Origin of the sequence: Nitrosovibrio sp. Nv4 (assembly GCF_900215485.1) — a bacterium.
GTDB lineage: Bacteria > Pseudomonadota > Gammaproteobacteria > Burkholderiales > Nitrosomonadaceae > Nitrosospira.
Genome location: NZ_OCMZ01000002.1, coordinates 254,252 through 276,975 on the forward strand (window position 1 = coordinate 254,252; position 22,724 = coordinate 276,975).

General features: G+C 52.2%; 32 protein-coding genes. 5 read left to right on the forward strand and 27 right to left on the reverse strand.

What is annotated here, in order from left to right; all coding sequences use genetic code 11:
- Position 1: 1 nt before the first annotated feature.
- The 12 genes from CRO05_RS09295 to CRO05_RS09340 form a co-directional block, all read right to left on the reverse strand.
- Entirely contained in the window at positions 2-241 is a 240-nt protein-coding gene (locus CRO05_RS09295) for a hypothetical protein (RefSeq protein WP_097066950.1), read from the reverse strand.
- A 77-nt stretch (positions 242-318) separates the two neighbouring features.
- Entirely contained in the window at positions 319-1,152 is an 834-nt protein-coding gene (locus tag CRO05_RS09300; protein ID WP_097066951.1) for a major capsid protein P2, read from the reverse strand.
- A gap of 67 nt (positions 1,153-1,219) precedes the next feature.
- Positions 1,220-1,372, reverse strand: a complete 153-nt coding sequence (locus CRO05_RS15515; protein ID WP_159462715.1) for a hypothetical protein — start codon at positions 1,370-1,372, stop codon at positions 1,220-1,222.
- A 165-nt stretch (positions 1,373-1,537) separates the two neighbouring features.
- Positions 1,538-2,149 carry a hypothetical protein gene (locus CRO05_RS09305; RefSeq protein WP_097066952.1) on the reverse strand — a complete coding sequence of 204 codons (612 nt, stop codon included), beginning with the start codon at positions 2,147-2,149 and terminating at the stop codon, positions 1,538-1,540.
- Positions 2,146-2,367, reverse strand: a complete 222-nt coding sequence (locus CRO05_RS09310; RefSeq protein WP_097066953.1) for a hypothetical protein — start codon at positions 2,365-2,367, stop codon at positions 2,146-2,148. Before CRO05_RS09310 ends, CRO05_RS09305 begins: the two co-directional genes overlap by 4 nt.
- Complete coding sequence (locus tag CRO05_RS09315; protein WP_097066954.1) at positions 2,360-2,869, reverse strand: hypothetical protein; 510 nt, start codon at positions 2,867-2,869, stop codon at positions 2,360-2,362. The genes CRO05_RS09310 and CRO05_RS09315 overlap by 8 nt, the downstream gene beginning before the upstream one ends.
- Positions 2,866-3,186, reverse strand: coding sequence for a hypothetical protein (locus tag CRO05_RS09320; protein ID WP_097066955.1), 321 nt, complete (start codon positions 3,184-3,186; stop codon positions 2,866-2,868). The genes CRO05_RS09315 and CRO05_RS09320 overlap by 4 nt, the downstream gene beginning before the upstream one ends.
- Positions 3,173-3,376 (reverse strand): hypothetical protein, encoded by a 204-nt coding sequence (locus CRO05_RS09325; protein ID WP_143860905.1) that lies wholly within the window; start codon positions 3,374-3,376, stop codon positions 3,173-3,175. The genes CRO05_RS09320 and CRO05_RS09325 overlap by 14 nt, the downstream gene beginning before the upstream one ends.
- Positions 3,376-3,978, reverse strand: a complete 603-nt coding sequence (locus tag CRO05_RS09330) for a hypothetical protein (RefSeq protein WP_181319767.1) — start codon at positions 3,976-3,978, stop codon at positions 3,376-3,378. The genes CRO05_RS09325 and CRO05_RS09330 overlap by 1 nt, the downstream gene beginning before the upstream one ends.
- On the reverse strand, positions 3,978-5,261 hold the full coding sequence (locus tag CRO05_RS09335) for a protein rep (protein WP_097066957.1): 1,284 nt from the start codon (positions 5,259-5,261) through the stop codon (positions 3,978-3,980). The genes CRO05_RS09330 and CRO05_RS09335 overlap by 1 nt, the downstream gene beginning before the upstream one ends.
- Positions 5,258-5,422, reverse strand: coding sequence for a hypothetical protein (locus CRO05_RS15520; RefSeq protein WP_159462716.1), 165 nt, complete (start codon positions 5,420-5,422; stop codon positions 5,258-5,260). The genes CRO05_RS09335 and CRO05_RS15520 overlap by 4 nt, the downstream gene beginning before the upstream one ends.
- A 2-nt stretch (positions 5,423-5,424) precedes the next feature.
- A complete protein-coding gene (locus CRO05_RS09340) occupies positions 5,425-5,661 on the reverse strand; it encodes a hypothetical protein (protein WP_097066958.1) in 237 nt (78 codons plus the stop codon).
- Positions 5,662-5,883: 222 nt separating this feature from the next.
- Here CRO05_RS09340 and CRO05_RS09345 point away from each other — a divergent pair, with 222 nt between their 5' ends.
- Both CRO05_RS09345 and CRO05_RS09355 read left to right on the forward strand, forming a co-directional pair.
- On the forward strand, positions 5,884-6,312 hold the full coding sequence (locus tag CRO05_RS09345) for a hypothetical protein (RefSeq protein ID WP_097066959.1): 429 nt from the start codon (positions 5,884-5,886) through the stop codon (positions 6,310-6,312).
- 470 nt (positions 6,313-6,782) lie between these two features.
- Positions 6,783-7,508, forward strand: coding sequence for a glycosyltransferase (locus CRO05_RS09355; protein ID WP_097066961.1), 726 nt, complete (start codon positions 6,783-6,785; stop codon positions 7,506-7,508).
- A gap of 34 nt (positions 7,509-7,542) precedes the next feature.
- Here CRO05_RS09355 and CRO05_RS09360 read toward each other — a convergent pair whose 3' ends face one another.
- Together CRO05_RS09360 and CRO05_RS09365 are read right to left on the reverse strand one after the other, a co-directional pair.
- The gene (locus CRO05_RS09360; protein ID WP_235001369.1) at positions 7,543-7,779 is read right to left on the reverse strand and encodes a hypothetical protein; all 237 of its coding nucleotides are present in this window, start codon (positions 7,777-7,779) and stop codon (positions 7,543-7,545) included.
- A gap of 109 nt (positions 7,780-7,888) precedes the next feature.
- Positions 7,889-8,578: a type 1 glutamine amidotransferase domain-containing protein gene (locus CRO05_RS09365; RefSeq protein ID WP_097066962.1), complete on the reverse strand. Its 690-nt coding sequence runs from the start codon at positions 8,576-8,578 to the stop codon at positions 7,889-7,891.
- A 270-nt stretch (positions 8,579-8,848) separates the two neighbouring features.
- Between CRO05_RS09365 and CRO05_RS09370 the strand changes: the two genes are divergently transcribed.
- Positions 8,849-9,868, forward strand: coding sequence for an NAD(P)H-quinone oxidoreductase (locus CRO05_RS09370; protein ID WP_235001370.1), 1,020 nt, complete (start codon positions 8,849-8,851; stop codon positions 9,866-9,868).
- A 59-nt stretch (positions 9,869-9,927) separates the two neighbouring features.
- On the opposite strand, the gene CRO05_RS09375 is transcribed toward CRO05_RS09370, so the two are convergent.
- The 5 genes from CRO05_RS09375 to CRO05_RS09395 all read right to left on the reverse strand — a co-directional run bounded on the left by CRO05_RS09375 (position 9,928) and on the right by CRO05_RS09395 (position 14,322).
- Positions 9,928-10,329: a VOC family protein gene (locus CRO05_RS09375; protein ID WP_097066964.1), complete on the reverse strand. Its 402-nt coding sequence runs from the start codon at positions 10,327-10,329 to the stop codon at positions 9,928-9,930.
- A 147-nt stretch (positions 10,330-10,476) separates the two neighbouring features.
- On the reverse strand, positions 10,477-10,914 hold the full coding sequence (locus CRO05_RS09380; protein WP_097066965.1) for a YciI family protein: 438 nt from the start codon (positions 10,912-10,914) through the stop codon (positions 10,477-10,479).
- 134 nt (positions 10,915-11,048) lie between these two features.
- Positions 11,049-11,498, reverse strand: coding sequence for an SgcJ/EcaC family oxidoreductase (locus CRO05_RS09385; protein ID WP_097066966.1), 450 nt, complete (start codon positions 11,496-11,498; stop codon positions 11,049-11,051).
- Positions 11,499-11,618: 120 nt separating this feature from the next.
- Complete coding sequence (locus CRO05_RS09390) at positions 11,619-12,311, reverse strand: MgtC/SapB family protein (protein WP_090877664.1); 693 nt, start codon at positions 12,309-12,311, stop codon at positions 11,619-11,621.
- 220 nt (positions 12,312-12,531) lie between these two features.
- Positions 12,532-14,322: a hypothetical protein gene (locus tag CRO05_RS09395; RefSeq protein ID WP_097066967.1), complete on the reverse strand. Its 1,791-nt coding sequence runs from the start codon at positions 14,320-14,322 to the stop codon at positions 12,532-12,534.
- Between the two features lie 535 nt (positions 14,323-14,857).
- On the opposite strand from CRO05_RS09395, the gene CRO05_RS09400 reads away from it, so the two are divergent.
- Positions 14,858-15,124 carry a hypothetical protein gene (locus CRO05_RS09400; protein WP_143860906.1) on the forward strand — a complete coding sequence of 89 codons (267 nt, stop codon included), beginning with the start codon at positions 14,858-14,860 and terminating at the stop codon, positions 15,122-15,124.
- Between the two features lie 220 nt (positions 15,125-15,344).
- On the opposite strand, the gene CRO05_RS09405 is transcribed toward CRO05_RS09400, so the two are convergent.
- The 6 genes from CRO05_RS09405 to tmk all read right to left on the reverse strand — a co-directional run bounded on the left by CRO05_RS09405 (position 15,345) and on the right by tmk (position 20,102).
- Positions 15,345-16,088, reverse strand: a complete 744-nt coding sequence (locus CRO05_RS09405; RefSeq protein ID WP_097066969.1) for an SDR family oxidoreductase — start codon at positions 16,086-16,088, stop codon at positions 15,345-15,347.
- Between the two features lie 303 nt (positions 16,089-16,391).
- A complete protein-coding gene (locus tag CRO05_RS09410) occupies positions 16,392-16,781 on the reverse strand; it encodes a VOC family protein (RefSeq protein ID WP_097066970.1) in 390 nt (129 codons plus the stop codon).
- Between the two features lie 47 nt (positions 16,782-16,828).
- A complete protein-coding gene (locus tag CRO05_RS09415) occupies positions 16,829-17,482 on the reverse strand; it encodes an ankyrin repeat domain-containing protein (protein ID WP_097066971.1) in 654 nt (217 codons plus the stop codon).
- A 3-nt stretch (positions 17,483-17,485) separates the two neighbouring features.
- Positions 17,486-18,250, reverse strand: coding sequence for a TatD family hydrolase (locus CRO05_RS09420; protein ID WP_097066972.1), 765 nt, complete (start codon positions 18,248-18,250; stop codon positions 17,486-17,488).
- Positions 18,251-18,328: 78 nt separating this feature from the next.
- The gene (gene holB, locus CRO05_RS09425; RefSeq protein ID WP_235001371.1) at positions 18,329-19,426 is read right to left on the reverse strand and encodes a DNA polymerase III subunit delta'; all 1,098 of its coding nucleotides are present in this window, start codon (positions 19,424-19,426) and stop codon (positions 18,329-18,331) included.
- Positions 19,427-19,472: 46 nt separating this feature from the next.
- On the reverse strand, positions 19,473-20,102 hold the full coding sequence (gene tmk / locus CRO05_RS09430) for a dTMP kinase (RefSeq protein WP_097066974.1): 630 nt from the start codon (positions 20,100-20,102) through the stop codon (positions 19,473-19,475).
- A gap of 287 nt (positions 20,103-20,389) precedes the next feature.
- On the opposite strand from tmk, the gene CRO05_RS09435 reads away from it, so the two are divergent.
- Positions 20,390-21,148: a hypothetical protein gene (locus tag CRO05_RS09435; protein WP_097066975.1), complete on the forward strand. Its 759-nt coding sequence runs from the start codon at positions 20,390-20,392 to the stop codon at positions 21,146-21,148.
- A 240-nt stretch (positions 21,149-21,388) separates the two neighbouring features.
- On the opposite strand, the gene msrA is transcribed toward CRO05_RS09435, so the two are convergent.
- Positions 21,389-22,099 (reverse strand): peptide-methionine (S)-S-oxide reductase MsrA, encoded by a 711-nt coding sequence (msrA, locus tag CRO05_RS09440; protein ID WP_235001372.1) that lies wholly within the window; start codon positions 22,097-22,099, stop codon positions 21,389-21,391.
- A gap of 17 nt (positions 22,100-22,116) precedes the next feature.
- Entirely contained in the window at positions 22,117-22,638 is a 522-nt protein-coding gene (gene msrB / locus CRO05_RS09445) for a peptide-methionine (R)-S-oxide reductase MsrB (protein ID WP_097067903.1), read from the reverse strand.
- Positions 22,639-22,724 lie beyond the last annotated feature (86 nt).

A 22,724-nucleotide genomic window follows, 5' to 3' on the forward strand; every position in this document is an offset into this window, starting at 1 on the left:
TTCAATCCTTCACCAGCATGAAGAGCAGCAACGCACCAGCGCCCAACATAACCAGATTGCGCGTGCCGTTATACTGCATGGGCATCCCATTCACCCCAGGCTGACCCTCAGAGTAGTAACCGTAATCGCTGAATGCCTGCAGCTGCATTTTTTTGAGTTCATAGGGCTGCGTGACCTTTTTAGCAATGAAGGCGTCAGACGCCTTGCCTGCCATTTGCTGCACCCACTCTTCCCAGTTCATTTTCTTGCCCCTTGTTTACCGTCAGAGCGGCCCGGCAGGATCGCCGGGCCAGCATTGATAACTACCCGATACCCGGATTACAGGTTTCCGAGCAAATCCAGATATTCAACGAGGATATTGCCGCTATCAGCGGCCGAGAATGTCAGGAGCCATTCCAGCGCCCGCGCATCGCGGGTATCCAATGCCTTTTTAGCGCTGCCATCGACTACAAAATCGATGGTGTAAACATTGGCTTGAGGAGTGCGGCCGAAACGCTTTTGCTCATGCTCGTTTTCGGATTTCACCGATTCATGCACAACCATACCGTCCTGCTTCACGGTTGCGCCCGTCATAAAGCCGCCGTTATGGAACACGTGCAGACGCTTGATGATCGCGCCATTCTGCGGACCGAACGGCACGGTAATAGGCAATTGACCGCCCGTTGCCACGGCGAACGGATAGCGCAGAATCTTGGCGATGTAAGGAGCCCAAGGCGCATCTTCGCCAGTAAAGGCTTTTTGCGCAGCCGACTCGGTTGTAATGCCGAGAAGAGTCGGAGCGGTTGCCCCGGCTATGGTGACCTCAGAAGTAATATTGGCGATGCCCCGGCTTGTATCGAAGGCCCCGATCATGCGGTCAAATTCATTATTGAGCGCATAGTCTGCAAAGGACAGATCAAGATAAGCCGCATCAGACGGTTCACCCCGGTAAGTGTTGAGCTTATCGAGCTCGGTACCGGTACCCTGAACGATTACCTTGCCGTTGGCTTTGATCTTGATATCGCTGATCATGGCCTTCGTGAAGGCCGTGCCGCCCAATTTCAACTTCATGTTTTCGAGCGTGCGGCCCGGAGTGATGCTGTTCGTTGCGACGCCAGTGGCAACCACGTTGCTAAACGGCATGGCATAGCGCATTAATTTTCCAACTGCCATTTTTCTCTTCCCTTATGTTCGTTAATTTATGCCGTTCGCGTTGCCGCCCGGCGACGTGTCGACGGTTTTAAACGACCGTTTTCAGATAAGGCACTTGCTTGGCCACGGCGACCGCGCCGACTGCCAGCGCCCCGGCTTTCACCACGCCGGAACCGTACTTCCAACCTAAAAAGATTAAAGCGGCAGGTATTGCCAGCTTCATGAGTTGCTCTTGATTCATATCCTCAGTCCCCGAAGTTAATAAAGTTCCAAACTTGCACAGCAGGACGAATTAAATCAAAAACATCATGCGATTTGAATAGACAGTAACCGTTACCGTTACAGGAAAAAGGCAATAAAAAAGCCGGTTTGACCCGGCTTTTTTTTGAAAAAAATGTGAAAAAACTCAGAATTTGAGCGTATCGCGGACTATCGAACCATCAGCAGAATTCAGCATCACGAACTGCAAGGGCTTTAATCCGGCAATTTCCGATTCAGCAACTCTCGTTTTTCTGGACAGGTAGCGGATATCATCGCCGCTCGATTGCCGGAACAGGACAAAGTAGGAAGCATTCCCCACGGCGGTTTTATCCGCTTCGGCCCATCGCTGACTGATTGCGTAGATATCGATACCGCGTTTCAAGCCACGGCGAAGCAGCACGCCCCAGTTTCCCGGAGCCTTGCTAGGCGTCGTTACATCAGACAACTCTTCGGCAATTGCCACCACCGGCCCGACGAACACACCCGCATTGAATACCGCTTCGGCCCAGGCATCGAACGGTTCTTTCAAATCACCCCGCGCCACAAACCCGACCTTGTAGTTTTTCGGCGACTCGGCATATCTCAGCAGTTCCGTTACTGTCGTAACCCGCCGCCAGCCTGGCAACCTTGACCACTGGTCTTCAGGGTCCCACGCCATGATGCGTTTTTCACCCTTGACGGCTTTTCGCACGTATGCGGTCTTTCCCGACCTGGACGCGCCGCTTACCACTACCAGCTTGCCGTCATTGGTTTTCATTCAGGCAATTTGATTTTATTGCGACGCGCAAAACTAAAGACCGCATTAACCCATCCATACCACATAGCTGAAATTTCATGATCAGCATACCGACTTGGCATATCAGGATCACGCTCGAACCGTCTTTTATCGAAAAAATAACCGTTGATAAAATGCTTCTCAAAAGCCGGACGCTCTACATCCTCGTTATAGTTAACCTTTTCCTTTTTCTTAGCCATTGGCACTCCCAAAGTTAGAATCACTCGCCGCTACCGGCGCACCGATTATAACCGTCTTGGCACCTGCCACCTGCCCCGTACCCGGTACAGGCTTTACCTCGACTTGTCGCACGCCGGATGCCGCCAGATCATGCTTCACGCCCTGGTATGTTGCGAATGCTAGCGGTAACAGCACACACGCGGCCGCGACCTCTTCCCCGTACCCGTGCGCGACGCCATCCTGCATCCAGCCGTGTTTTTTGCACACGGCCGCAACTGCTTGCGCAGCCGCCGCCGTAGTCTCTTCGGTATAGATACCGGAGAGCGACGGCAGCGCCGGGCTTGCCACCTTGACGAACATTGCCACCAGCCCGGCGATTTCACCCGCGAGCTTTTCCCCGGCTTCAGCCGGTGCGGTTTCCGGTACCGTATCGATACCGTCGATTTCGGCCGCACGCGCCCGGAGCGACGCGAAGGCCGCTTCTTTTTCGGATTCCATCCCTGTATCAGTAACAGTACTCATCCTGTCACCCCGAATATTTCCAGCGCCGACGCCTTGCCGCTTTTTTTAGGGCCCGGCACTGTATCAGGTACCGTTACAGGAATTTCCGACCCTGTATCGGTAACAGTACCCGGACGGCGAACATGCGGATATTTTTTGTAAAAAGCTTCCACACGCTCGCGGTCTACCTCGTTCCTTCCCCCTATACGCTTTTGCTGATGGCAACGGGCATCACAGTACCCAAACGGATCGCCGTTTTTATCCTCAGTAATCCGCATTCCATCTTTCGTTCCACACGTTTCACAGTCAATACGCCCCAACAAATCACCCTTCGCCATTTTTCTTAAGCTCCTTAATGTCGTTCCGCGCCTGGATCAAATCCTTTTCAACGGCATATAGCTCCCGGTCTATTTCATCCGATTTCTGTATTAGCAAATCTACCAGGACAGCTATTTTTTCCTGTATCCGTAACAGGCTCGCCGCCTTCGCTTCATTTGCTGCTTTTCTCAACTGCTCTGCTGTTACCATTATTGCCCTCTGCATAATTTAGCCAGCTCAACAAGCCATACCGCGAACGCGGCCGGCGTAGCTTCTCTTTCCGTTTTTGTGATTTCGGGACGCCACCCCAAATCACCCTTATGGAGACGGCTACCGTCTCTTCGCCGGCCGGATGTGCCGCAAACATGGCTTGCTTCGCCCAGGGCGAGCGGCATGATTGGCAGTTTTTTTGAATTACAACCGACGATATAAAGAAAGGTAGATTTTTCGGCTCTATGACCAAACCATCTTTGGGAGATTGGCAGTGTCCACCCGCCCCATTTATCCATTCCACATGAAGGCGAAGGGAGTCCGGCTACCGGCCAAAGCAATGACGCGGATGGATGCTCAAGCACCCCGCCAAATGTCCGCACTTGATCGACAGCCCACAGCGCCAGCGCTTTTTCATCCGGTCTCGGATTAGCCAGTTTTCTTAGCCGTCCCCATGCACGGCATGGAGGATGCGCAACGATTGGTTGACCACCGGACCAACGCCTTGCATCACGCTCGATGTCCCACACATCGCAATCAGTCAGAGTTTTATAGACGCTGTCTTTTCTGGCGAACAACACGGCTACACTTGGCGTTTCCATTAGTGATATACCCATGGTTCGCACCCGTCAGGTTTTTGAATGAACCAGCCGCGGCTCGTTTTTGGCCTTTTGCTCAGATGTTCGATGTACTCATCCAGCGACTGCTGTTCACCAGCTGCACAGTAGCCAGCTGCATACATCAGCAGATCAGCTCTTGCATCACGATCCAGTACTACCTTCCATTGCTCCGGAGTCAGCCGCCCTACCCTTTCCTCTACTGGCAGTGCGTCATCTGACAATTCCGCATCGTCAATTTCTTGCAAATCGAATGCCTTTTTGAGACCCGGCGACCACGTGAGCAACCGTTTCCCGTGAAATGCGACCGCAAATTCCTTGAATCTCTCAGCCGCCCAGGCATTGCCTTCCCCGGCCAGCTGTAAGAGACCAAAAGGCTTGTAGCGGCCATCCATCAAACCCTGCTTGGAATGCGCACGGACCAGTTCAGAGGTGAGGCCCCAGTGCTCTTCACGCCCGTATTTCGTGATGTAGTCGGCTGCATCCGCACCGCCGCGCATATCAAACGCCCGTTCCATCAGATCAGTTACCTGCGAGCGATCTGATAACCCTTTTTTAAGCAGGATGCGAACCCACTCACATTTCAGCCGCTCTTGCTGAAACGCGGTTACTTCTTTTTTGGTCAAAACGACCATGTGAACATGTGGATGCCAGCCGTTTGCGATCCCGTAGGTAACCTCAAGCGCCGTGATGGCGCCGATACAACCTGCCTCACCTTCCTTTCCATCCTTTTTTCCAAGGATTGTTTTCCAGGTGACACAGTTCTTAAAGCTTTGCCGTGCATCATCGAATTTTTTTAGCATTTCCGGCAGCGGCTCATCCGCATGATGCGAGAACGTGAGCGTGACCAGGTGCGCCTGACCACCGCCCTGGATGTGCTGCACCATTGCCTTCGAGGCTTCCTTGCGCCGTGCTTCCGCGATATTTTGCGCACAGACTGGACACATCCAGCCGGAACCGCACGTAGTCAGGCCGGAAAGCCGTGCCCTGGTACCGTCAGCCGCCCGGTATACGGCCACGCCGTCACCGGCAATAGACCGTCCGCAGTGCACGACCCGGTATTTTTGCTTTGGATTTCCGGTCCTTTCCCAGAGCAGTCCCGCCGCTACCCTTTGCAGCCCCTGCCGGATTTTTTTGGAAGTGATAAAACTCTGTAAATCCCGTATGTTATCTTTGGAATGTAGCGATTTCGCCTTACTACCAAGAATATTAGGGACCGCTGGTTTTGATGGTGGATACTTGGCGTAAAAATCGATTTCGGCGCTCATAGCGTGACCACAAAAAAAACGGCAGTGCCCCAAAGCACCGCCGCCAGTCCCACAACAAACACCTTCGCTGCCCGTTTGCGGCACCGCTTAGCCTTGCGTTCCCGCACTATCGCTTCCCGGATAGCGCGGTACCGTTTTATGGAGCCAGGGGCGTACATCATGGCTATGCCGCCCTTCTCTGCTCGAAACCCGCCAGCAAGCGGCTTTTGGCGACTGCCATTTCATGCGCTTCCAGCAGCTGCCCAATTTCGTGATAGGTCATTGCCAACGTGGTAGCAGATAGCTTTACGGGCAGCTCGCACGTGCTGATAGTCGCTTGGACGGCAGTTACGAGACGCGCGATCTCTTCCAGAGTCTCCTGACAATTTTTCAGGGACTCGACTTGTTTAGGGGTGAGCATTTTGTTCTCCGTTTTGGTTTGGATTGGTGCCCCTGCCCGGCCCTCCCGCAACCAAGGGAGGAAGGCCCAAACGGGAAAACCGGGTAGGGACGGAGAGAAGAATAGTCCCAAATGTTGGGACATGTCAACTGGTGTCACCCCTATTGCACGTCTTAGACTTTGGGACTATAAAGACAGGGCGACCCTACTACCCAAAAGACTATGCAAAAAGGAGACAACACGATGAAAAAGACGATGAAAACGACCGCTGATTTTCTAGACGACTTGAAGATTAAATATGAGTTGCCATCTGACTATGCGATAGCAAAACGATTGAACATGCACCGCCAGCAGGTAAGCAAATATCGGACTTGCAAATTCACCTTTGATGATGAAACAGCTATCAAAATCGCCCATGAACTGGGCGTAAATGAGGCCTACGTCATGGCGTGCATGAACGCCCAACGTGCAAAGGAGGAGAACGTAAAAAAGGCGTGGGAAAAGGCAGCGAAACTACTCGGAGGCGTTGCGGCAGGCGTGGCCATAATGACCAGCCCGGTATTGGGAATTGACTTGGAAGCCGCGCCCCTATTGGCTCTGACGACAGCAAGCGAAAGTACTCTGTATATTATGTTAAATTGGCTGTGGATGACTGAGCCGAACTCTAACTGACCTCTTACTCCTTCTTTTCTTCTCCTCCTGTAAAAGCAGGCCATTTCACAAATGCAAAAACCCACAACAGTATCAGAATGCCTCCGGGGACCAGTGCGATTAATGACAATGCCGGCTTAAAACCTGCCCTCTTGTAAATTCTCCAGAATGGTACGACGAAAAAAATTATGGACGCTATTAGCCATTGCATGACGCCAACTTCACTCATATAACCTCCCATATAGTTAATCAGCAACTTTGAAGATGCCGAGTATAATGAGATCCTCTCCCTATGCCTAAAATATCCGGTAACCGGTTTATTTATAGGTTAAGCAGGTTTTTATGCAATTCCCGAAAATGTGGTATGGATGGTATCCTGGGGCCATCTATTTTTTATTGAAGCAGCGCGGGAATTTTTGTGTGCGTTTTCGTGCGCAGTCCTGTTTTCGCGGATAATGGCAAGTTCGAGTCTAAAACCAGAATCCATTGCCATGCATCTCTCAATTATCATCCCGGCCTTTAATGAAGAGCGCTTGATTGAGCAGTGCTTACAGTCCGTTTACGCATCTCTCGCCACAAATAGTCAGCCTGGTTTTACATCGGAAATCATCGTCGTTGACAACAACTCCACCGACAACACGGCCAACCTGGCAAGGCAGGCAGGTGCACGGGTCGTTTTTGAACCGGTCAACCAGATTGGCCGCGCGCGCAATGCCGGCGCAGCTGAGGCAACCGGTGACTGGCTGCTGTTTGTAGATGCGGACAGTATTTTAAATCCCGAATTGCTTGCCGATATCTTGCAGCTCATCGAAGGTGGTAAATACGTGGGTTGCGGCAGCGCAATACGAATGGAAGGATTGCCATGGTGGGCGGACGGAGTATTGAAACTGTGGACGGTGACGTCAGTAATGTTTCGTTGGGCGGCAGGTGCGCTGGTCGTATCCCGCAGTGATGCATTTCGTGATGTCGGCGGCTTTGACCAGGAACTGTACGCTGCTGATGAAGTAACCTTGAGTCAGAAACTGAAGAAATGGGGACAGCAGCGCGGCCTTCAATTTGTTATTTTGACAAAACATCCGCTGGAATCCTCCGCGCGCAAGGTGCAGCTGTATTCGGGACGCGAGATTGCCGGTCAGATTCTGCGCGTTCTTTTGCGCCCACGCCGGACATTGCAAGACAAGAAACATCTATCAGTATGGTATGACGGACGACGTTGAGCCAGAATGTGCGAGACAAAGACTCACCGTGCCGTTACCACAGATCTCCCAGCACCCTGTTGAGCACAAAGAGCAACACAGCGAGCGTAAGCAAGCCCACCAGTTTGCCTCGTTCCTCGGTCATGTGAGCGGACAGCCCAGACGTACGGCTGAGGCGGCGGAAGAAATAAAGAGCAACAAAAATGCCCACCACCATGGCTGCGTACAATATCTCCACGTACCCTACATCAAAATACCATTCACTTTTGTCCACGCTGATTGTTCCTGTCATCCTCTTATTGCTGGACCCTATGGACGCACCACGTCCAGCTGTTTAAAACAATGTCGAATATAGCGCGCCCTACCCCTGAAATCCATGGATTTATGGGGTAATCCGGCGTCTATGGCATAGACTCCCGCAACAGCCTCAACAGCTCTTCTGCTGCAGGACGTGATGAAGCTGGGTTCTGGCCGGTCACCAGCTTGCCGTCCACCTGGACGTAGGGCGCCCAGTCGTCTGCCTTACTGTAAATGGCACCCCGTTCCCTTAGCTGGTTTTCCAACAGGAAAGGAACCACGGTGGTCAAGCCTACCGCTTCTTCTTCCGTATTTGCAAATCCGGTCACACGTTTTCCTTTAATCAGATATTCACCGTCTTTTCCTCGCACGTTGATCAACGCGGCTGGCGCATGACACACTGCAGCGATCGGCTTGTCAGCCTTCACGAAGTCTTCGATCAGCGCAATGGATATCGCATTGTCAGGCATGTCCCACATTGGACCATGTCCTCCGGGATAAAAGATGGCGTCAAAGTCGCTTGCCGTTGCGTATACCAACTCTTCCGTATTGGCGAGTTCAGCCTGTGCTGCGCCATCTGTACGGAAGCGCTTCGTTAAGTGGGTATGGTTTTCCGGCAGATCGCTTTTTGGATCGATCGGAGGCTGGCCGCCCTTCGGCGAGAATAGCATGATCTCTGCCCCGCCTTCTTTCAGTACATAATAAGGTGCTACAAACTCGTCCAGCCAGAAGCCTGTTTTCTTGCCCGTGCTGCCGAGTTGATCGTGAGACGTGAGAACAATGAGAATCTTCATGGAGCACCTCCTTCTGATTGAGAACTCGCGGTGATATGCCTGCTAGTGCCATTCGCACGCCCATCTCTTCATCTGGCTCGTCCGCTTCGTGCAGCGTTTAGCGCAATACTCGACCATTGAGGTTCAAAGAGTATCGCTATTTAGCCCATCGGTCAGAAATTCTTGTGGCGCTCATGCATTGGCAAGGACGTTGAGGTAAAGTAACACTGGACTTCATTGGTCGAATACTGGAAATCTTCTCCGCCCCCTTAACCTATAGCAGGAATAAGCTTGGCTTTCAAACCTGACAGTCGGCAGACCATGCTTGCCATTGATATTCAGAGGTCCGGAGGACCCGAGGTACTGGTGCGGGCGACGCAACCCATTCCCCAGCCCGGAAGCGGGGAGATTCTGATCAGAGTGATGGCGGCCGGGGTAAATCGTCCGGATATGTTGCAGAGGCGGGGACTGTACCCGCCGCCACCAGGAGCTTCCGCGATTCCCGGACTCGAAATCGCAGGCGATGTTGTTGCTTCGGGCGAAGGCATGGTTCGGTTTAAGGTGGGAGACAAGGTGTGTGCGCTTGTCGCAGGTGGTGGGTATGCCGAGTATTGTGCCGTTCATGAAAGTAACGCATTGCCTGTGCCGAAAAATTTCAGCATGGTTGAAGCGGCTGCCTTGCCGGAAACTTTTTTCACGGTTTGGACCAACCTGTTCCAGCGGGGCAAGCTTAAAACCGGCGAGACCGTGCTGATTCACGGCGGCTCTTCCGGCATAGGCACAACCGCCATCATGCTCTCGAAGGCGTTTGGCGCGACTGTTCTGGTGACAGCAGGCTCCGAGGAGAAACGGCAGGCATGCCTGGCTTTGGGCGCCGATCTGGCCATCAATTACCGTACGCAGGACTTTGTCGAAGAAACCGTAAAATTCACTGGAGGCAAAGGAGCAGATGTCATTGTCGATATTATTGCCGGCGACTACGTTGCAAGAAACTACAAGGCAGCTGCGTTGAATGGTCGCATTGTCCAGATCGGCGTCCAGAATGGCCCGGTCAGGGAATTGAACCTGATGACTATGCTGACCAAGCGGCTCACACATACGGGATCCACGTTGCGCTCCCGCAGCGTCGCGGAGAAAGCACAGATAGCGCAGGAACTGGAACAGCAAGTCTGGCCGCTGTTGCAGCAGGGAACATTAAAGCCCCTGATATTTCAAGTGTTCCGGCTTGAGGACGCGGCTAAGGCACATGCATTGATGGAATCAGGCATGCATATCGGGAAGATCGTTTTAACGACTGCCGCAAACACATGATATTCCGCGAGCCACCGGCAGCCTGCACCATTTCGTCCCATCGTTGACGTTCGAGCTGATTACTCGCAGTTTACCATCCACGGTATACCGAATTGATCCACGAGCATGCCAAAGCGGGCAGCCCAAAACGTCTCCTGCAGCGGCATCCGTACTGTGCCATTTTCCGATAATGCGCGAAATATGCGCTCTGCATCTTCCGGCAGTTCTATGTTGAGCGATACGGACATGCCCTTTGTTTCTTCATAATGCTCAGGCGGACTGTCCGAACCCATCAATACCTCGTCTCCCACCGTTAAGCGGACATGCATGATCTTATCGCGCCATTCCGGTGGTGTCTGTTCCGCCATTGGCGAACTCCCGTAGGTGAGGATTACGCCGATTTTGCCGCCAAGGCATTGCTCGTAGAACTTGAACGCTGCCTCGCATTTGCCGTTGAAACTAAGATAAGGGTTCAGTTGCATGATGCACTCCTTTTTGGCTGATCAATGATTGAGAAGTCTGTGCGATATCACGTGCTGCCGGTGAAACCTCCCTTCCCTCCTGGCAATTCCTGTCGACACTATGTAATCTTGTATCCGTCTTGTCTCAACATGGATCAATCGTCCATTTCAAGGACCGCGTTTGTTCTGTGCGGCCAGTTGCGCCTGCATTCGCTTTTCTTGTTCCCGTAGTTCGGGAGTGAACTCGACACCGAAGTCATCCGCTTCGAATACCTGGCGAATTTCGATTTCGGCTCTTCCTTCCGTTGGATTTGGGCACCGCTTGACCCATTCGATAGCTTCATTCTTGGATTTCACCTGAATCAGCCAGAAGCCGGCAATCAGCTTTTTCGGGTCGGGAAAGGGTCCTTCGATCACGGTTCGTTTCTCACCCGAGAATCTGACACGCGCACCCTTCGCGCTCGGGTGGAGCCCTCCGGCGGCGAGCAGCACACCCGCCTCAACCATCTCCTCGTTGTATTTTCCCATATCGGCCAGGAGCTTTTCGCTGGGCATAATGCCTGCCTCCGTGTTTTTGTCGGCTTTGACCAATAGCATGAATTGCATGATAGTTTCTCCGCTTGATTTCAAATTGGAAATGCGGGTCTTCGGATTGCTTCATTGGCTGGTCCTCACTCAACCGTAAAGCGAACGAGCCTGGGCTCGCAAGACATGCCGCCGGATAAATTTATTTCCTGATGCTATGGTTTGAGATCGAACAATGCCCGGCCACTCTCCATATCGAAGGGTACCGAAAAATGTTCATGCACGATTTTCCATTTTCCGCTTGTCTTGCGATAACAGGCCGTCATGCGCATCCAACCTGCCTTCTCCTGGCCGTTTTCATCTTTTCCACCGCACCAGTTGAGGCAATGAGAGAAAGCTACGTCATCCGCCGCCACAATTTCGAGATCATGAATCTCAAAGATCATCTCGCCGGTTGAACACATGGAAAGACACGCTTCCCAGTGTTTTCTGTATGTCTCCGCTCCCTTGAATTGCAGTTGGGATATTGCATCGAACGCGAGAACATCCGGCGCGTAGAATGACATAATTCCATTGATGTCCTTGGTTTTGGCCGCTTTCAGCCACGTATCCACCAGTTGGCGGATCTCGGCTTCGGCTGTTGCTGCGGTAGTTTTAGTATTCATGATCTTTCTCCATTGTCAAAAAAAACGATAGGATTGATCCTGATCTTTGAGGGATGTAGTTATCACACGATACCCATGCACACGGTACAGGATTAAGCATGTGATGTCATTATTAGCTGCTTAACTACCCGTCGTGGAGATGCGGAATTCCCGCACTGACGCCATAGTGCGCAACACTTCTGCTAGAGCAGAAGCTCTGCCAGGATTTGTACTTCGTATATCCATACGATACTCGAACAGTCCAGCCTGAGTAACACGATAACTCATGGTGGCTATCTCAAACCCGTGGTCAGCCACGAGTGTTCTGACTTCATTCTCCGGCATTACATTGTTTCTATCGAAGCTGACGTGATATTGCGCATAGGACTGGCTAGGCAGTTTGTTTTCAATCAGACGAAACAGCGAGAGAACGCCGAAGGTGAGGACGGTTCCGAGTATCCCAGGCAGGAAAAATCCTATCCCCATCAAAATGCCAATGCCGGCCGTGATCCAGATCGAAGCAGCAGTGGTCAATCCTCGGACACTCAGGCCCTCTTTGAAAATCACACCCGCACCGAGAAAACCTATGCCGGTCATAATTCCTTGGGCCATTCGGGTCGGATCCATCCGTATGGAATCAATCGGCACGCTTGGCAACCACTTCTCTTGAAATAGCGTCACCAGCATCAGCAAGCTGGATGCGAGGCATACGAGCGCGTGAGTTCTGAAACCGGCAGGATGACCGTGCAGGCTTCTTTCAAGGCCGATTATGCCGCCTGCTGTCAGTGCCGCGACAAGATGTATGACGATTATCAGAGAATCGTCGGTATTCATATCAGCCCCCGGGGATTATTTCCCTCGGTTATGATAAATGCAAAACGCTGCTGATCGCCGATATTTTTCAGACTGGAAGAATGGTCCATGTTTCATGCTAATGTTAATTATAGATATTATAGATAGTATATTAATAATAAATGCTTAAATGCCATTACTTCTGTCGGCTTGGGCTGGACTGTCGAGTTCATTGGCCATAGTCAGTCCGTAGAGATACTCTCTACTGTGCGGTGCCCTGCTTCAAGTACTTCAGGGCTTCTTCCAGCTCCGGCAGCCTTTTGTCACCCAGCCACTGACGTACAAACTGGGAGTAGAAGCTTGTAGCGTCCTCTTGATCTCCTTGCCGCGCAGCGGTGCGCGCAGCACCTAGTAGGGAACGTGCCCGATTTGGATGTCGGAGAAGTGCTGCGCCAAACTGTTTGTCAGCTTCCGCGACGCGGTCTGCCTTTAACAGGATTTCACCGAACAGTTCGTGCGGGGGTTTGATCAGTGGAGGTGGTCCCGGGGTGGGCGGGACCAATTCTTCCGTGGCAATTGCTTTCTCCATGTTCTCGATAGCCTCATCCCATTTATCTTCGGAAGCACTTGCGACCGCCGCAATTTCCAGTTTTTGAACTTTCAATACCATCGGCAAAGGCAAACCGATACCAATTAAATCTCCTGTGCCAACTCGCTGTTCCATCGCTTCTAGCTCATCAATACTTTTCCTGGCGTCTCGCGAGTTCTTCTTCGCGGCCGCCATACCACGCGAGAATATCCATAGCGCCCGGACGTACTTGGCTGCTGCCTGAAACGGGCCGGAAGCGTGCTCTATCGCGTCAATCAAATGTGCGGCGTTCTGCTGAAGCGGATCAATTAGCTGTTCGGCCAAATCCCATCGCTCGGTTTCAACAATGAAAGCAGCAGCCATACCGGAATAGATGAAAGTTCCGTAGCCGACAAAGGACATGTCATCTCCAGGGCCCTCCATCAGGCTTTTTCGCATCAGGTCAAGCAATTCTTCTGCCCTGTTGTAGCGGCCTTGCTGTAAATAGACGTAGAACAGCCAATAAAGATTGTGGTAGTCGCGATTGGCAATGGAAAGATTTTTTTCTTGTACCCATAACGCTTCCTGTGTTGAAGCGGCGTCCACCCACGCCCCTAATTGCAGGTAGATGTGAGCGGGCATATGCATGGCATGAGGTGCATCGGGCGCGATATCGGCATAACGCCGGGCCGCTGGAAGCGCCAGGATTGCGTGGTCGGGATCGTCAAACGCATGGAGGACGTAGTGCGTGGCGCCGGGGTGATCAGGTTTTTTACGGGTAACCTCCAACGCAATTGCGCCTGCGTGCATGCGGGTGCGCAAAGCGGCAGGGTCCTCGGGCCGGACGCTTCCAAGCAAAGCAAGCGCCAAAAACGATGCCGCCTCCAGGTCATCCGGATACTCCCGGTAGATCTTCTCCATTGCTGTTGCATAGGCCTTATCGCGAGCGATCTTATCGCCCTCGCCGTATAATGCTTTCACCGCATGCAAATACATACGCTCCCTTGAGGTAGATCCTGGAAGGTTCTCTATTTTTGCAAGCACCTCTCGTGCCGCCTCGAAGTCTTGCTTTCCCCAGAGCGGTTGGTTATATGTCATCGCCTCGCCCCAGTAGCCCATCATAAAATCCGGTTCGATCTCCGTGGACGCGCGAAACTCATCCAGCGCCAGTTCGTACGAGAAGGAATGAAGGGCGGTGATCCCGTGAAGAAACCTAATTTGTGTTTTTTTGGATTTGGCTGAAGTTGGGAAATCGACCGCACCCAATTTGAACTGCTGAGCATTACTCGGGGCAGAGCCATCGCCTGATGTGTGGCACCCATTGCAGACCGGACTCGGCATCAGATAGCGACTGCTGCCGATGCTGCTGTCATTCGTTGCAACTGCTGTGCCGCAGTAACTGGACGGTTGCGCAAGTACGGCTCCGCTGTAGAAGAGAACAAAGGCGATAGCGGTAAGCAGCGTTGAACTCGGGGTAAACGGCATTCTGTCTCCTCTCTTTCTGCTTTAGATTGTGACAGCGCGACCGAGTCCATCCTTGCCATCCCATCGTTGAGGAAGCTCTGCCATATGAGCAAGCGCAGCATCTCTGGCAAACCGTTACGGAGCCGTTAACGCCATCCGGTTTTCCTGACAGCAGGGAGTGGCGCGGTATCGCCCAATATCATTCTGCCTGAGGGTGACGCGTACACGCACGCCGTATCCGTCTCGTGTCAAGCGAGTGGCTGGTGCATCCATGTTTTTATCTTATGTACAGGACTGCTACTGTTCGCCGTCACACATTAGCCACTTGGCAGCCTGTCGGACTTAAAGGAAATCGGCTGCAAAAGCGTCACTTTTTCGCTTCGATTCTTCAAGTGCGACAGGCTGCTAGGAAACGGAAACGCTGGACATGTATGGGGTCTTGAAAAAGGAAGTTTTACGTATGATTCCCATTTTCTGTAACCGCCTCAGTTAGCGGAACATGAAGCAGTGGATTTGGTCAAAGTTATAGGAGGGGTATTTGAGCAAGGAGGTCGCCGTGAAAACGATACACGAAATTTTGATGACGGCACCGCCAGCGCAAGTAACACGGTGCAAAATTGCCATGGTGGAGATTGCGCACGGTCACTGGGATGCCGCTGCATTGACAATGGAAGACGCGATACAGGAATCAGAACCCGGGGAATGGGCTCTGGATTGCATGCAGATAAGGGACTTCTGCATGATGATGGATAGAGTGAAATGCCAGGGGATAGGAAGCATAGGAAAAAAACCGGAAAGCGGAGCAGATCAGTTAGTAATCTGAGTGGGCTTCAAGTGCCCGTACGCTTCCAGCTTTCTATCGCGTAGGAGAATTTGTTGCGATTTCTCTTTTTGCATGGCCTTCCTGGCATTTCTTGACAGAATGAGTGGAGTGCCAGGGACGCTTCATTCGCATCTCATATGAACTAACCCATCGCCTCATGATCCTGGCCGTTTGATCGGTTGCGTTTTGCCCCCCTGCGCATCCTGTGCCGAATTGCAGTTTATGCCACGCCGCCGCTCGCGCTAATATTTTGCCCAGTAACCCAACCGGCTTCATCGCTGACCAGAAAAAGCACTACACGGGCGATATCCTTCGGCTCGCCCACGCGTCCCGTAAAGGACATGGCGGCCATCCGTTTGATCGTTTCCTCGCTTTTTCCGGCAGTAAACATTTCGGTATTGACCGGCCCCGGCGAAATGATGTTGGCGGTAATACCGCGTTCGCCCATTTCTTTCGCGAAGACGCGCGTCAATTGTTCGACTCCGCCTTTACTGGCCGCATATGCGCCGTAATTGGGTAGCATCAACCGCGTCACAGTGCTGGAAACGCTCACCACTCGTCCGCCATCCGCCATACGGGTGGCGGCTTCCCGCAAAGCATAGAAAACGCCCTTCACATTAATGTTCAAGACGCGGTCGAATTCCTCGTCACTTATATCGGCAATTCTTTTGGAAAGAAGCACGCCCGCATTGTTGACAAGAATATCCAGGCGCTTGTACCGCTCGATTGCCGCATCAAATAGCATCCGAACCTCAGCTGGATCACTGATGTCCGCTTTTACAGCCAGCGATTCGCCCCCTGCTTCCGTTATCGCAGCGCACAATGTGTCGGCAGCTTCCTGATTCCCCGCGTAATTGACAACGACTTTGGCACCGGCGCCCGCCAGGGAGCGGGCGATCTCAGCGCCTATGCCACGTGATGAGCCGGTGATAACGGCGACTTTATCCTGAAGCAGCTTTGTCATTGCAATGTTTGCTGATGGATACGCCTGCGGAATATGCCTGCGCTGTTCTTCGCAAGTCTGGCGGTATTTTTGTTCAGTGACGGTGGGCTTACGCGCATTTTTCCTGGTGATTTCGGGTGACGTCCCTGCCCTGAAAAACTGACGACTGCAGCTTGTTTTCGGGGGATACGGGCTGCCATAGCCACCCTCTCATAGAGCGAGCCGGCTTGCTCATCCATACCAGCTTGAACGCAGTGAACAGTGCGAATGAAGACCAGACAACCCAGCAGGCTGATGATTCTATTTTCCCTTGCCCGCTAAGTATCAAACCGGGGCATCCGAAAAGCTTAGCTCCAATCCATTCCCTGCCGGATCCTTGAAGAATAGCTGAGCTATGCCCAGCGTGGGTACCCGACCTGTCTTGAATCCAATATTGTGCTGCTTCAGGCGCGCCTCCACCTCCGCGCGATTGGTGCAGGTAAACGCTACATGATCAAGGGTTGTGGTTACATGCGTGAGACGCACCTCATCCGGCTTTGCCTGGCTCAAGTGGAGAACGCATTGATCGCCCGCATAAAGCCAATATCCGAAACTCTCAAAAGGCGGTCGCTGACCTTCGGTGAGCCCTACAATTTCACAATAGAACGCTTTGAGCTTGTCCATCAACTCACGTGGAGCGCGCAAATTGTAATGATTGAAACCGATCGTACTCATGCGATTCACCAGTTAAGTATAACTACCCGAAAAGGAGGCATCCCCTGTTATTTTTTGGCTCCATTGGTTTTCAATAATTCGACAACTTCATGGTTCCCCTTGCTCAAGGCCCATTCAAGCGCGGTTTTGTCCCATTCATTTTTGATGTTGGGATCGGCGCCGTTTTTCAGGAGGACTCTGACGGCGTCCAGATGATTGCTTCTTGCCGCCATCATTAACGCGGTTGTTCCATTATCGGAAATGGAATTTACCTGAACACCCCCTTCCAATAATAATTGGATGATGCCCGGATGGCCGCCAGATGCTGCGTAGATCAAGGGGTTCCATCCCTTATGGTTGATTTCCGCTCCCTTGACATATAGTTTTTCAACAATATCGCCGAGGCCGTTATAGCTGGCAAGCATGATGGCGGTCTCACCATATCTATTGCGCAGGTTAAGCTTGGCACCGGCTTTTATCAACAGATCGACAAGTGCGGCGTTTTTATTCCGGACGGCAACCATCAGGAGCGTATTCCCCTGCTCGTCGGGCGTGTTGGGATCAGCGCCCTGGGAAAGCAACTTCGTTACGTCGCTGGTATTATTGTCTTCAATTGCCCAGCGTAGATCTTCATAAGCCCCGGCAATTGCCGTCGGTTGCTGGGACAGGCAGACAGCAAGCACCAGTCCCGCCATGAAAAATGATTTTCTTGATGAGCTCATGGTTCAGGCCGCCTTGAATAAGTTGAAAAAATTGTCGGTCGTGGCTGTACCCACTTCGTCAACGCTGATACCACGCAATGCCGCTATCTCTTCAGCAACATGCCGCACAAACGCCGGCTGATTCATTTTGCCGCGATGAGGTACCGGGGCGAGATAAGGTGAATCGGTTTCTATCAGCATTCTCTCCAGTCTGATTTTTCTGGCCACATCCTTTAGCGCAACAGCGTTCTTGAAAGTAACAATACCGGAAAAAGAGATATAAAAATTCATCTCCATTGCTTGCTGCGCCACTTCCCAGCTTTCTGTAAAGCAATGCATTACCCCGCCAACGCTGTCCGCGCCCTCCTCCCCCATGATGCGCAACGTGTCCGCCGCGGCTTCACGGGTATGGATGATAAGCGGTTTGCCACATTGCCGGGCAGCGCGGATATGCTGGCGGAAACGCTCCCGCTGCCACTCCAGATCGCCTTTGAGGCGAAAGTAATCCAGCCCCGTTTCACCGATGGCGATGACTTTGGGATGATCCGCCAGCGATGCCAGTTGCGCCGCCTGCGGTTCGGTCAAGTTTTCGTAATCGGGATGAACGCCGACGGAAGCAAACAGGTTGGGATGCGTTTCCGCCAACGCCAATACTCGGGGAAAATCTTCCAGATTAACGCTCACGCAAAGTGCGTGGGTAACACTATTGTCCCGCATTCTTTCGAGCAACTCATCGAGATTGCCCGAAAGATCGGGAAAATCCAGATGACAATGGGAGTCAACAAACATGTCTGGACAGGTAGATGCGGAATGGTAATAGGATAATTGAGCGCATTACAGTACCCTTTCAGTCAATTTATTCTCAATTCATTCGCGTTGAGCGACCGGTGCCGGAGATAATACCGTGACGTAGGAAAACAGCAATTCTTCCAGGAACAATCGGGGGTTGAGTGGATGGCTTGCCAACTGTTGTGTTTCGGCCAAGGTCCGCAAATAAGTTGCCATTGCGCGCGGATCAATGCCGGAGGCCAATGATTTGATCGCGGCACTCCTATCCAGATGATAGCGGATTTTGCTGGTCATACGAAAGCTCATCAGATCATAGCACCATTTTTGCAACCAATTGACCACGGTTGGCAGGTCTGATTTCTGCATTTCTTCAGCCAGAACGATGGGACTGAAATTATCCGGCATGCTGATCTGTTTGACGAAAGCGCCGTGCCGTTCCAGATAATTTTCATCATTGAATTCCAGGGCCCCCAACGGAGCGTAGCCTGCGGAAGCCAGGCACATTTCCGGGTCTTTGACCTCCTGCTGTTTAAGCCAGGCAATGGCGGTCGCAGGGTCAGGCGCGGGCATCGGGATTTGGCGGCACCGGCTGCGGATGGTCGGCAGTAAAAATTGTGCGTAATGCGATACCAGAATGAACAACGTTCGTGGAGGCGGTTCTTCCAGGCTCTTCAGCAACGCATTCGCAGCGGCTGGATTCATGGTTTCAGCCGGATGGATCAGGATGATTTTACAACCATTCTGGTGACTGGATATATTGATGAAATCGGCAAGTTCGCGTATTTGCGCGACACTGATCTGTTTGCTCGGTTTTTTCCCGGTTTTTGCACCACCCGATTCTGTTCCGGCATCCGAGGGGGACCTGGTAACGCTCCCTGCCCCGGCATCAGCGCCACTGTCGTCTCTAATGTCATCTGGCGCATCCGATATTGTTGAAAAGGCTGATAGTGCCTGGGGCTCAATGAGGCGAAAATCGGGATGGCTCCCTTGTTCAAACCATCTACAGCTTAGGCAACTCCGGCATGCCTCACCTTCAGCAGACGGAGTTACGCACAGCCGGGATTTAGCCAGCGAAGTCGCGAATGAAAACTTGCCCAGCCCTTTCCTGCCCCGTAGCAATACTGCGTGAGCCAACGATGTGTTGCTCCCTTGAATATCGCCTCGGGCTTGCTCCACGAATTTTCGCCAGACTTCTCTTTGCCAGGAGTATATTGTCATTATATTATATAGATATAACGATATTCTCAACTGATTTCTTAACTTCATCCAAGGACCGATTGGCGTCTATCACACGTATCCGCTGGGGGAATTTATGCGCCCTTTCCAGATATGCATCCCGCACTTTCTGGAAAAAATCATCCTGTTCTTTCTCAAAACGATCCGCTGCCTTGATGGCATTTATTCGTTTTCTTCCTACTTCAACTGTTACATCAAAATAGAGTGTGAGGTCGGGTTGAAATTCTCCCTGCACCCAAAGTTCGAGCTTATCGAGTTTTTGCGTTGTCAATCCCCTGCCCCCACCCTGATAAGCAAAGCTGGCATCGGTGAAACGGTCTGAAATCACCCAATCGCCACGATCCAGTGCAGGCAGAATGACCTTATCCAAATGTTCGCGCCTTGCAGCGAACATCAACAGGGCTTCGGTTTCCGCATGCATTGCCTGACTTTGATCAAGCAGGAGTTCGCGCAACATTTCGCCCAAAGGGGTGCCGCCCGGCTCGCGCGTCACGACAACGGTTTTTCCTCGGTCCCGCAAAATACCCTTGAGCCAGCTTAGATGCGTGCTCTTGCCCGCACCATCTATGCCTTCGAGTGTGATGAATTTACCCCTGGTTGTTCCCGGAACTGTCATTCGCGAAACCTGCTGGTTCGGCCGATCATCCTAATCGCCAATGGTGCATCGGAAGGGCCCTCCTAAAGATATGGCGAAGTTTAGCCTATACTCGAGAGAGGTAATAGTATTGCAGCCTCGTCTGTATCCCGATTTCACTAAACCGGACAGTTTTTACCTTAAGCCAAAAAAACCGACCGACGCCTCGGAAATCGCAAACCCGCATTCAGGTATACTGTTCGAGAAACCAACCCACACATCGTGTTATGAAAAGACTGACAAGCATAAATACATTCGGGAGTTCATCCATGACTTGCCCTATCAGCAATATCAGCGGCAATGTCGGAAGCTTGGTAGCGCGGTACACTGCTTTGATTGTGCTGATATTCGGCCCGTGCCTATCCAGCGCTTTTGCGGAAGAGGCGCAACAGGAGCCGGCAGCAACTGATGTGTCTGAGCAAACTTCGCGCCCCCTTGGCGAGCCGCTGACAGATTTCGAAAAAATGGAGATACACCATCGGCGCTACAGTACCGCCGCCAACAACATGGCTCAATTGTACAAGCAGCTGAATCAAAAAATTCAAGAGGTCTCACTGGCCGCCAAAACCGCTGAAATCAAGGACAGCTCTCACAACCGGCGCCAGTTGGAGACCAAATTACGTCAACTGGAAATGGCGCGCACTTCCTACAATACGCAATATACGCAGTTGTATTCCCAAATGCAGAACGAATCTCGCAATTATGCGACCCTGAGCAATAACCTGAAGGTGAAACACGACGCTGTCAAAGATTCAAGCAAGCGGGAAGATACATCCGGCGAGACCAAGGGCGCAAAGGTAAAGCCGGCGAAAACCAGAGAAACCAAGGCGAAAGACTCAAAGGTCAGGAACGCAAAGACCAGGGACGTCCAGACTGATGATCTACCCTTCACGGATTCATCTGCTAAAGACCCGCGGATCATGGACATGGATACTGAAGAGCTCAGGTCGAAGCGTGACGGAACCATGCCTTCCCCCGCCCCAACCTCAGGATCAAACCCGGGCCCCGCTTTGAACGTCGTACGCTAAGGGAGTCAAAGGGGAGTTAAGGGATTTGCATGAGCAAGAGGGTAAATGTGAACAGCATATCAAAAGTAGATCGGGCATAGCCCGACCTACAGAAATTAGCTAGACCGACGATTAAAAAGAGGTATGTTGTACGTTGTAATGGGGGGAATGCAGAGGCACATCAGTAATTGTGGCCGCCAAAAATAACGCGGGCGGCTCCGCGAGAGTGAGGCACGAGGATTCCCGACTCACCGGCACCGATCATCGTGAAGTACCCCATACTTCGGCCAGTCGTGCATCCCTGCCGCAGTTGCTGCGGTAGTACGAATAGCGGATTGGATTCTTGATGTAATAGTCCTGATGGTATTCCTCCGCCGGATAAAATTCCGTGGCGGGTAAAATTTCAGTTACGATCGGTTGCGCAAAGCGGCCGGAAGCTTCAAGCCGAGCCTTGGACGCCTCGGCTTGCTGTCGTTGTTCGTCGTTGTGATAAAAGATCGCGCTGCGATATTGCGGGCCGCCGTCGCAAAATTGACGGTTTGGCGTAAGGGGGTCAATCGTCGGCCAGAACGCGTCCAACAGCTTGGCAAAACTCGTCTTTTCGGGATCGAAGCGTATCTGCACTGCTTCAATATGGCCCGTTTTACCGGAAGATACCTGCTTATAAGTGGGATTGACCACCTTGCCGCCGATATACCCGGATGTAGTGGATATTACACCCGGCACCTTATCGAAATCCGCCTCTGTGCACCAGAAGCAACCGCCGGCAAAGGTGGCGATACCTGTAACGGACGACTCAGCAGCCAGGTTGGCGGATGAGTTGGCGGGTGGACCGCCTGCTGATTTGCTGCGCGCCGCAGGTTGTTCGCATGCTGCCAACATAACCACCGCCAGGCCCAACAGCACGCTGCCGAAGGTGCGGCGAATAAGGTGAATGGCGGTTGCGTTGTGAGATGTGGATAACTTGGGCATGGGTAGTTTGAAGCTGGTCAACCCCTGAGTGCCGGCAGCTTTTCACTTTTTGGTACAAACCGGAGTGCCAGCCCGTTGTTGCACCAGCGTTCTCCTCTTGGCGGAGGCCCGTCCTTAAACACGTGGCCCTGGTGGCCCCCGCAACGTGCGCAATGGTATTCAGTCCGCGGCATGATCATCTTGAAGTCGCGCCTTGTTTCCATATGTCCTGCAATCGGTTGGGTGAAACTGGGCCATCCCGTTCCGCTTTCAAATTTGTTCGCGCTACCGAACAACGGCAGATAGCATGCTGCGCAAATAAAGGTTCCATCACGATCTTCCCAATTCAACGGGCTGCTGCCCGGAGGTTCCGTCTCTTCCTCAAACAGCACCCGATAGGCTGCGGACGAAACCAGATCACGCCATTCTTTGTGCGGCTTGTCCAAAGGTTGAACTGTAATCTCTGTGGCCGTATTTGCGGTCTTGCTGCCGGAGCAGGCCGAAATCAACGGCAGCACTGTCAACGTGGCAAGACTTTGCAGTATGGCGCGTCGTTTCATGGAAAGCTCCTCGTGTTTTTGTAAAACTTTGACCATGGCTGCGCGGTATGGTTTCTCGGCTGCGTTTTGTCCCGCTTTGGACTGTA

Bases quoted from the DNA above. Each gene is read 5' to 3' on its own strand.
- CRO05_RS09415 (WP_097066971.1), bottom strand. From the start codon at position 17,482: ATGAGCTCATCAAGAAAATCATTTTTCATGGCGGGACTGGTGCTTGCT.
- CRO05_RS09420 (WP_097066972.1), bottom strand. From the start codon at position 18,250: ATGTTTGTTGACTCCCATTGTCATCTGGATTTTCCCGATCTTTCGGGC.
- CRO05_RS09385 (WP_097066966.1), bottom strand. From the start codon at position 11,498: ATGAATACTAAAACTACCGCAGCAACAGCCGAAGCCGAGATCCGCCAA.
- CRO05_RS09315 (WP_097066954.1), bottom strand. From the start codon at position 2,869: ATGAGTACTGTTACTGATACAGGGATGGAATCCGAAAAAGAAGCGGCC.
- CRO05_RS09390 (WP_090877664.1), bottom strand. From the start codon at position 12,311: ATGAATACCGACGATTCTCTGATAATCGTCATACATCTTGTCGCGGCA.
- CRO05_RS09320 (WP_097066955.1), bottom strand. From the start codon at position 3,186: ATGGCGAAGGGTGATTTGTTGGGGCGTATTGACTGTGAAACGTGTGGA.
- CRO05_RS09360 (WP_235001369.1), bottom strand. From the start codon at position 7,779: ATGACAGGAACAATCAGCGTGGACAAAAGTGAATGGTATTTTGATGTA.
- CRO05_RS09295 (WP_097066950.1), bottom strand. From the start codon at position 241: ATGAACTGGGAAGAGTGGGTGCAGCAAATGGCAGGCAAGGCGTCTGAC.
- CRO05_RS09365 (WP_097066962.1), bottom strand. From the start codon at position 8,578: ATGAAGATTCTCATTGTTCTCACGTCTCACGATCAACTCGGCAGCACG.
- CRO05_RS09345 (WP_097066959.1), top strand. From the start codon at position 5,884: ATGAAAAAGACGATGAAAACGACCGCTGATTTTCTAGACGACTTGAAG.
- CRO05_RS09310 (WP_097066953.1), bottom strand. From the start codon at position 2,367: ATGGCTAAGAAAAAGGAAAAGGTTAACTATAACGAGGATGTAGAGCGT.
- CRO05_RS15515 (WP_159462715.1), bottom strand. From the start codon at position 1,372: ATGAATCAAGAGCAACTCATGAAGCTGGCAATACCTGCCGCTTTAATC.
- CRO05_RS09300 (WP_097066951.1), bottom strand. From the start codon at position 1,152: ATGGCAGTTGGAAAATTAATGCGCTATGCCATGCCGTTTAGCAACGTG.
- msrB (WP_097067903.1), bottom strand. From the start codon at position 22,638: ATGAAACGACGCGCCATACTGCAAAGTCTTGCCACGTTGACAGTGCTG.
- CRO05_RS09405 (WP_097066969.1), bottom strand. From the start codon at position 16,088: ATGACAAAGCTGCTTCAGGATAAAGTCGCCGTTATCACCGGCTCATCA.
- CRO05_RS09340 (WP_097066958.1), bottom strand. From the start codon at position 5,661: ATGCTCACCCCTAAACAAGTCGAGTCCCTGAAAAATTGTCAGGAGACT.
- CRO05_RS09395 (WP_097066967.1), bottom strand. From the start codon at position 14,322: ATGCCGTTTACCCCGAGTTCAACGCTGCTTACCGCTATCGCCTTTGTT.
- CRO05_RS09375 (WP_097066964.1), bottom strand. From the start codon at position 10,329: ATGCAACTGAACCCTTATCTTAGTTTCAACGGCAAATGCGAGGCAGCG.
- CRO05_RS15520 (WP_159462716.1), bottom strand. From the start codon at position 5,422: ATGATGTACGCCCCTGGCTCCATAAAACGGTACCGCGCTATCCGGGAA.
- msrA (WP_235001372.1), bottom strand. From the start codon at position 22,099: ATGCCCAAGTTATCCACATCTCACAACGCAACCGCCATTCACCTTATT.
- CRO05_RS09435 (WP_097066975.1), top strand. From the start codon at position 20,390: ATGACTTGCCCTATCAGCAATATCAGCGGCAATGTCGGAAGCTTGGTA.
- CRO05_RS09380 (WP_097066965.1), bottom strand. From the start codon at position 10,914: ATGCAATTCATGCTATTGGTCAAAGCCGACAAAAACACGGAGGCAGGC.
- CRO05_RS09335 (WP_097066957.1), bottom strand. From the start codon at position 5,261: ATGAGCGCCGAAATCGATTTTTACGCCAAGTATCCACCATCAAAACCA.
- CRO05_RS09355 (WP_097066961.1), top strand. From the start codon at position 6,783: ATGCATCTCTCAATTATCATCCCGGCCTTTAATGAAGAGCGCTTGATT.
- CRO05_RS09325 (WP_143860905.1), bottom strand. From the start codon at position 3,376: ATGGTAACAGCAGAGCAGTTGAGAAAAGCAGCAAATGAAGCGAAGGCG.
- CRO05_RS09410 (WP_097066970.1), bottom strand. From the start codon at position 16,781: ATGAGTACGATCGGTTTCAATCATTACAATTTGCGCGCTCCACGTGAG.
- tmk (WP_097066974.1), bottom strand. From the start codon at position 20,102: ATGACAGTTCCGGGAACAACCAGGGGTAAATTCATCACACTCGAAGGC.
- CRO05_RS09330 (WP_181319767.1), bottom strand. From the start codon at position 3,978: ATGGAAACGCCAAGTGTAGCCGTGTTGTTCGCCAGAAAAGACAGCGTC.
- CRO05_RS09305 (WP_097066952.1), bottom strand. From the start codon at position 2,149: ATGAAAACCAATGACGGCAAGCTGGTAGTGGTAAGCGGCGCGTCCAGG.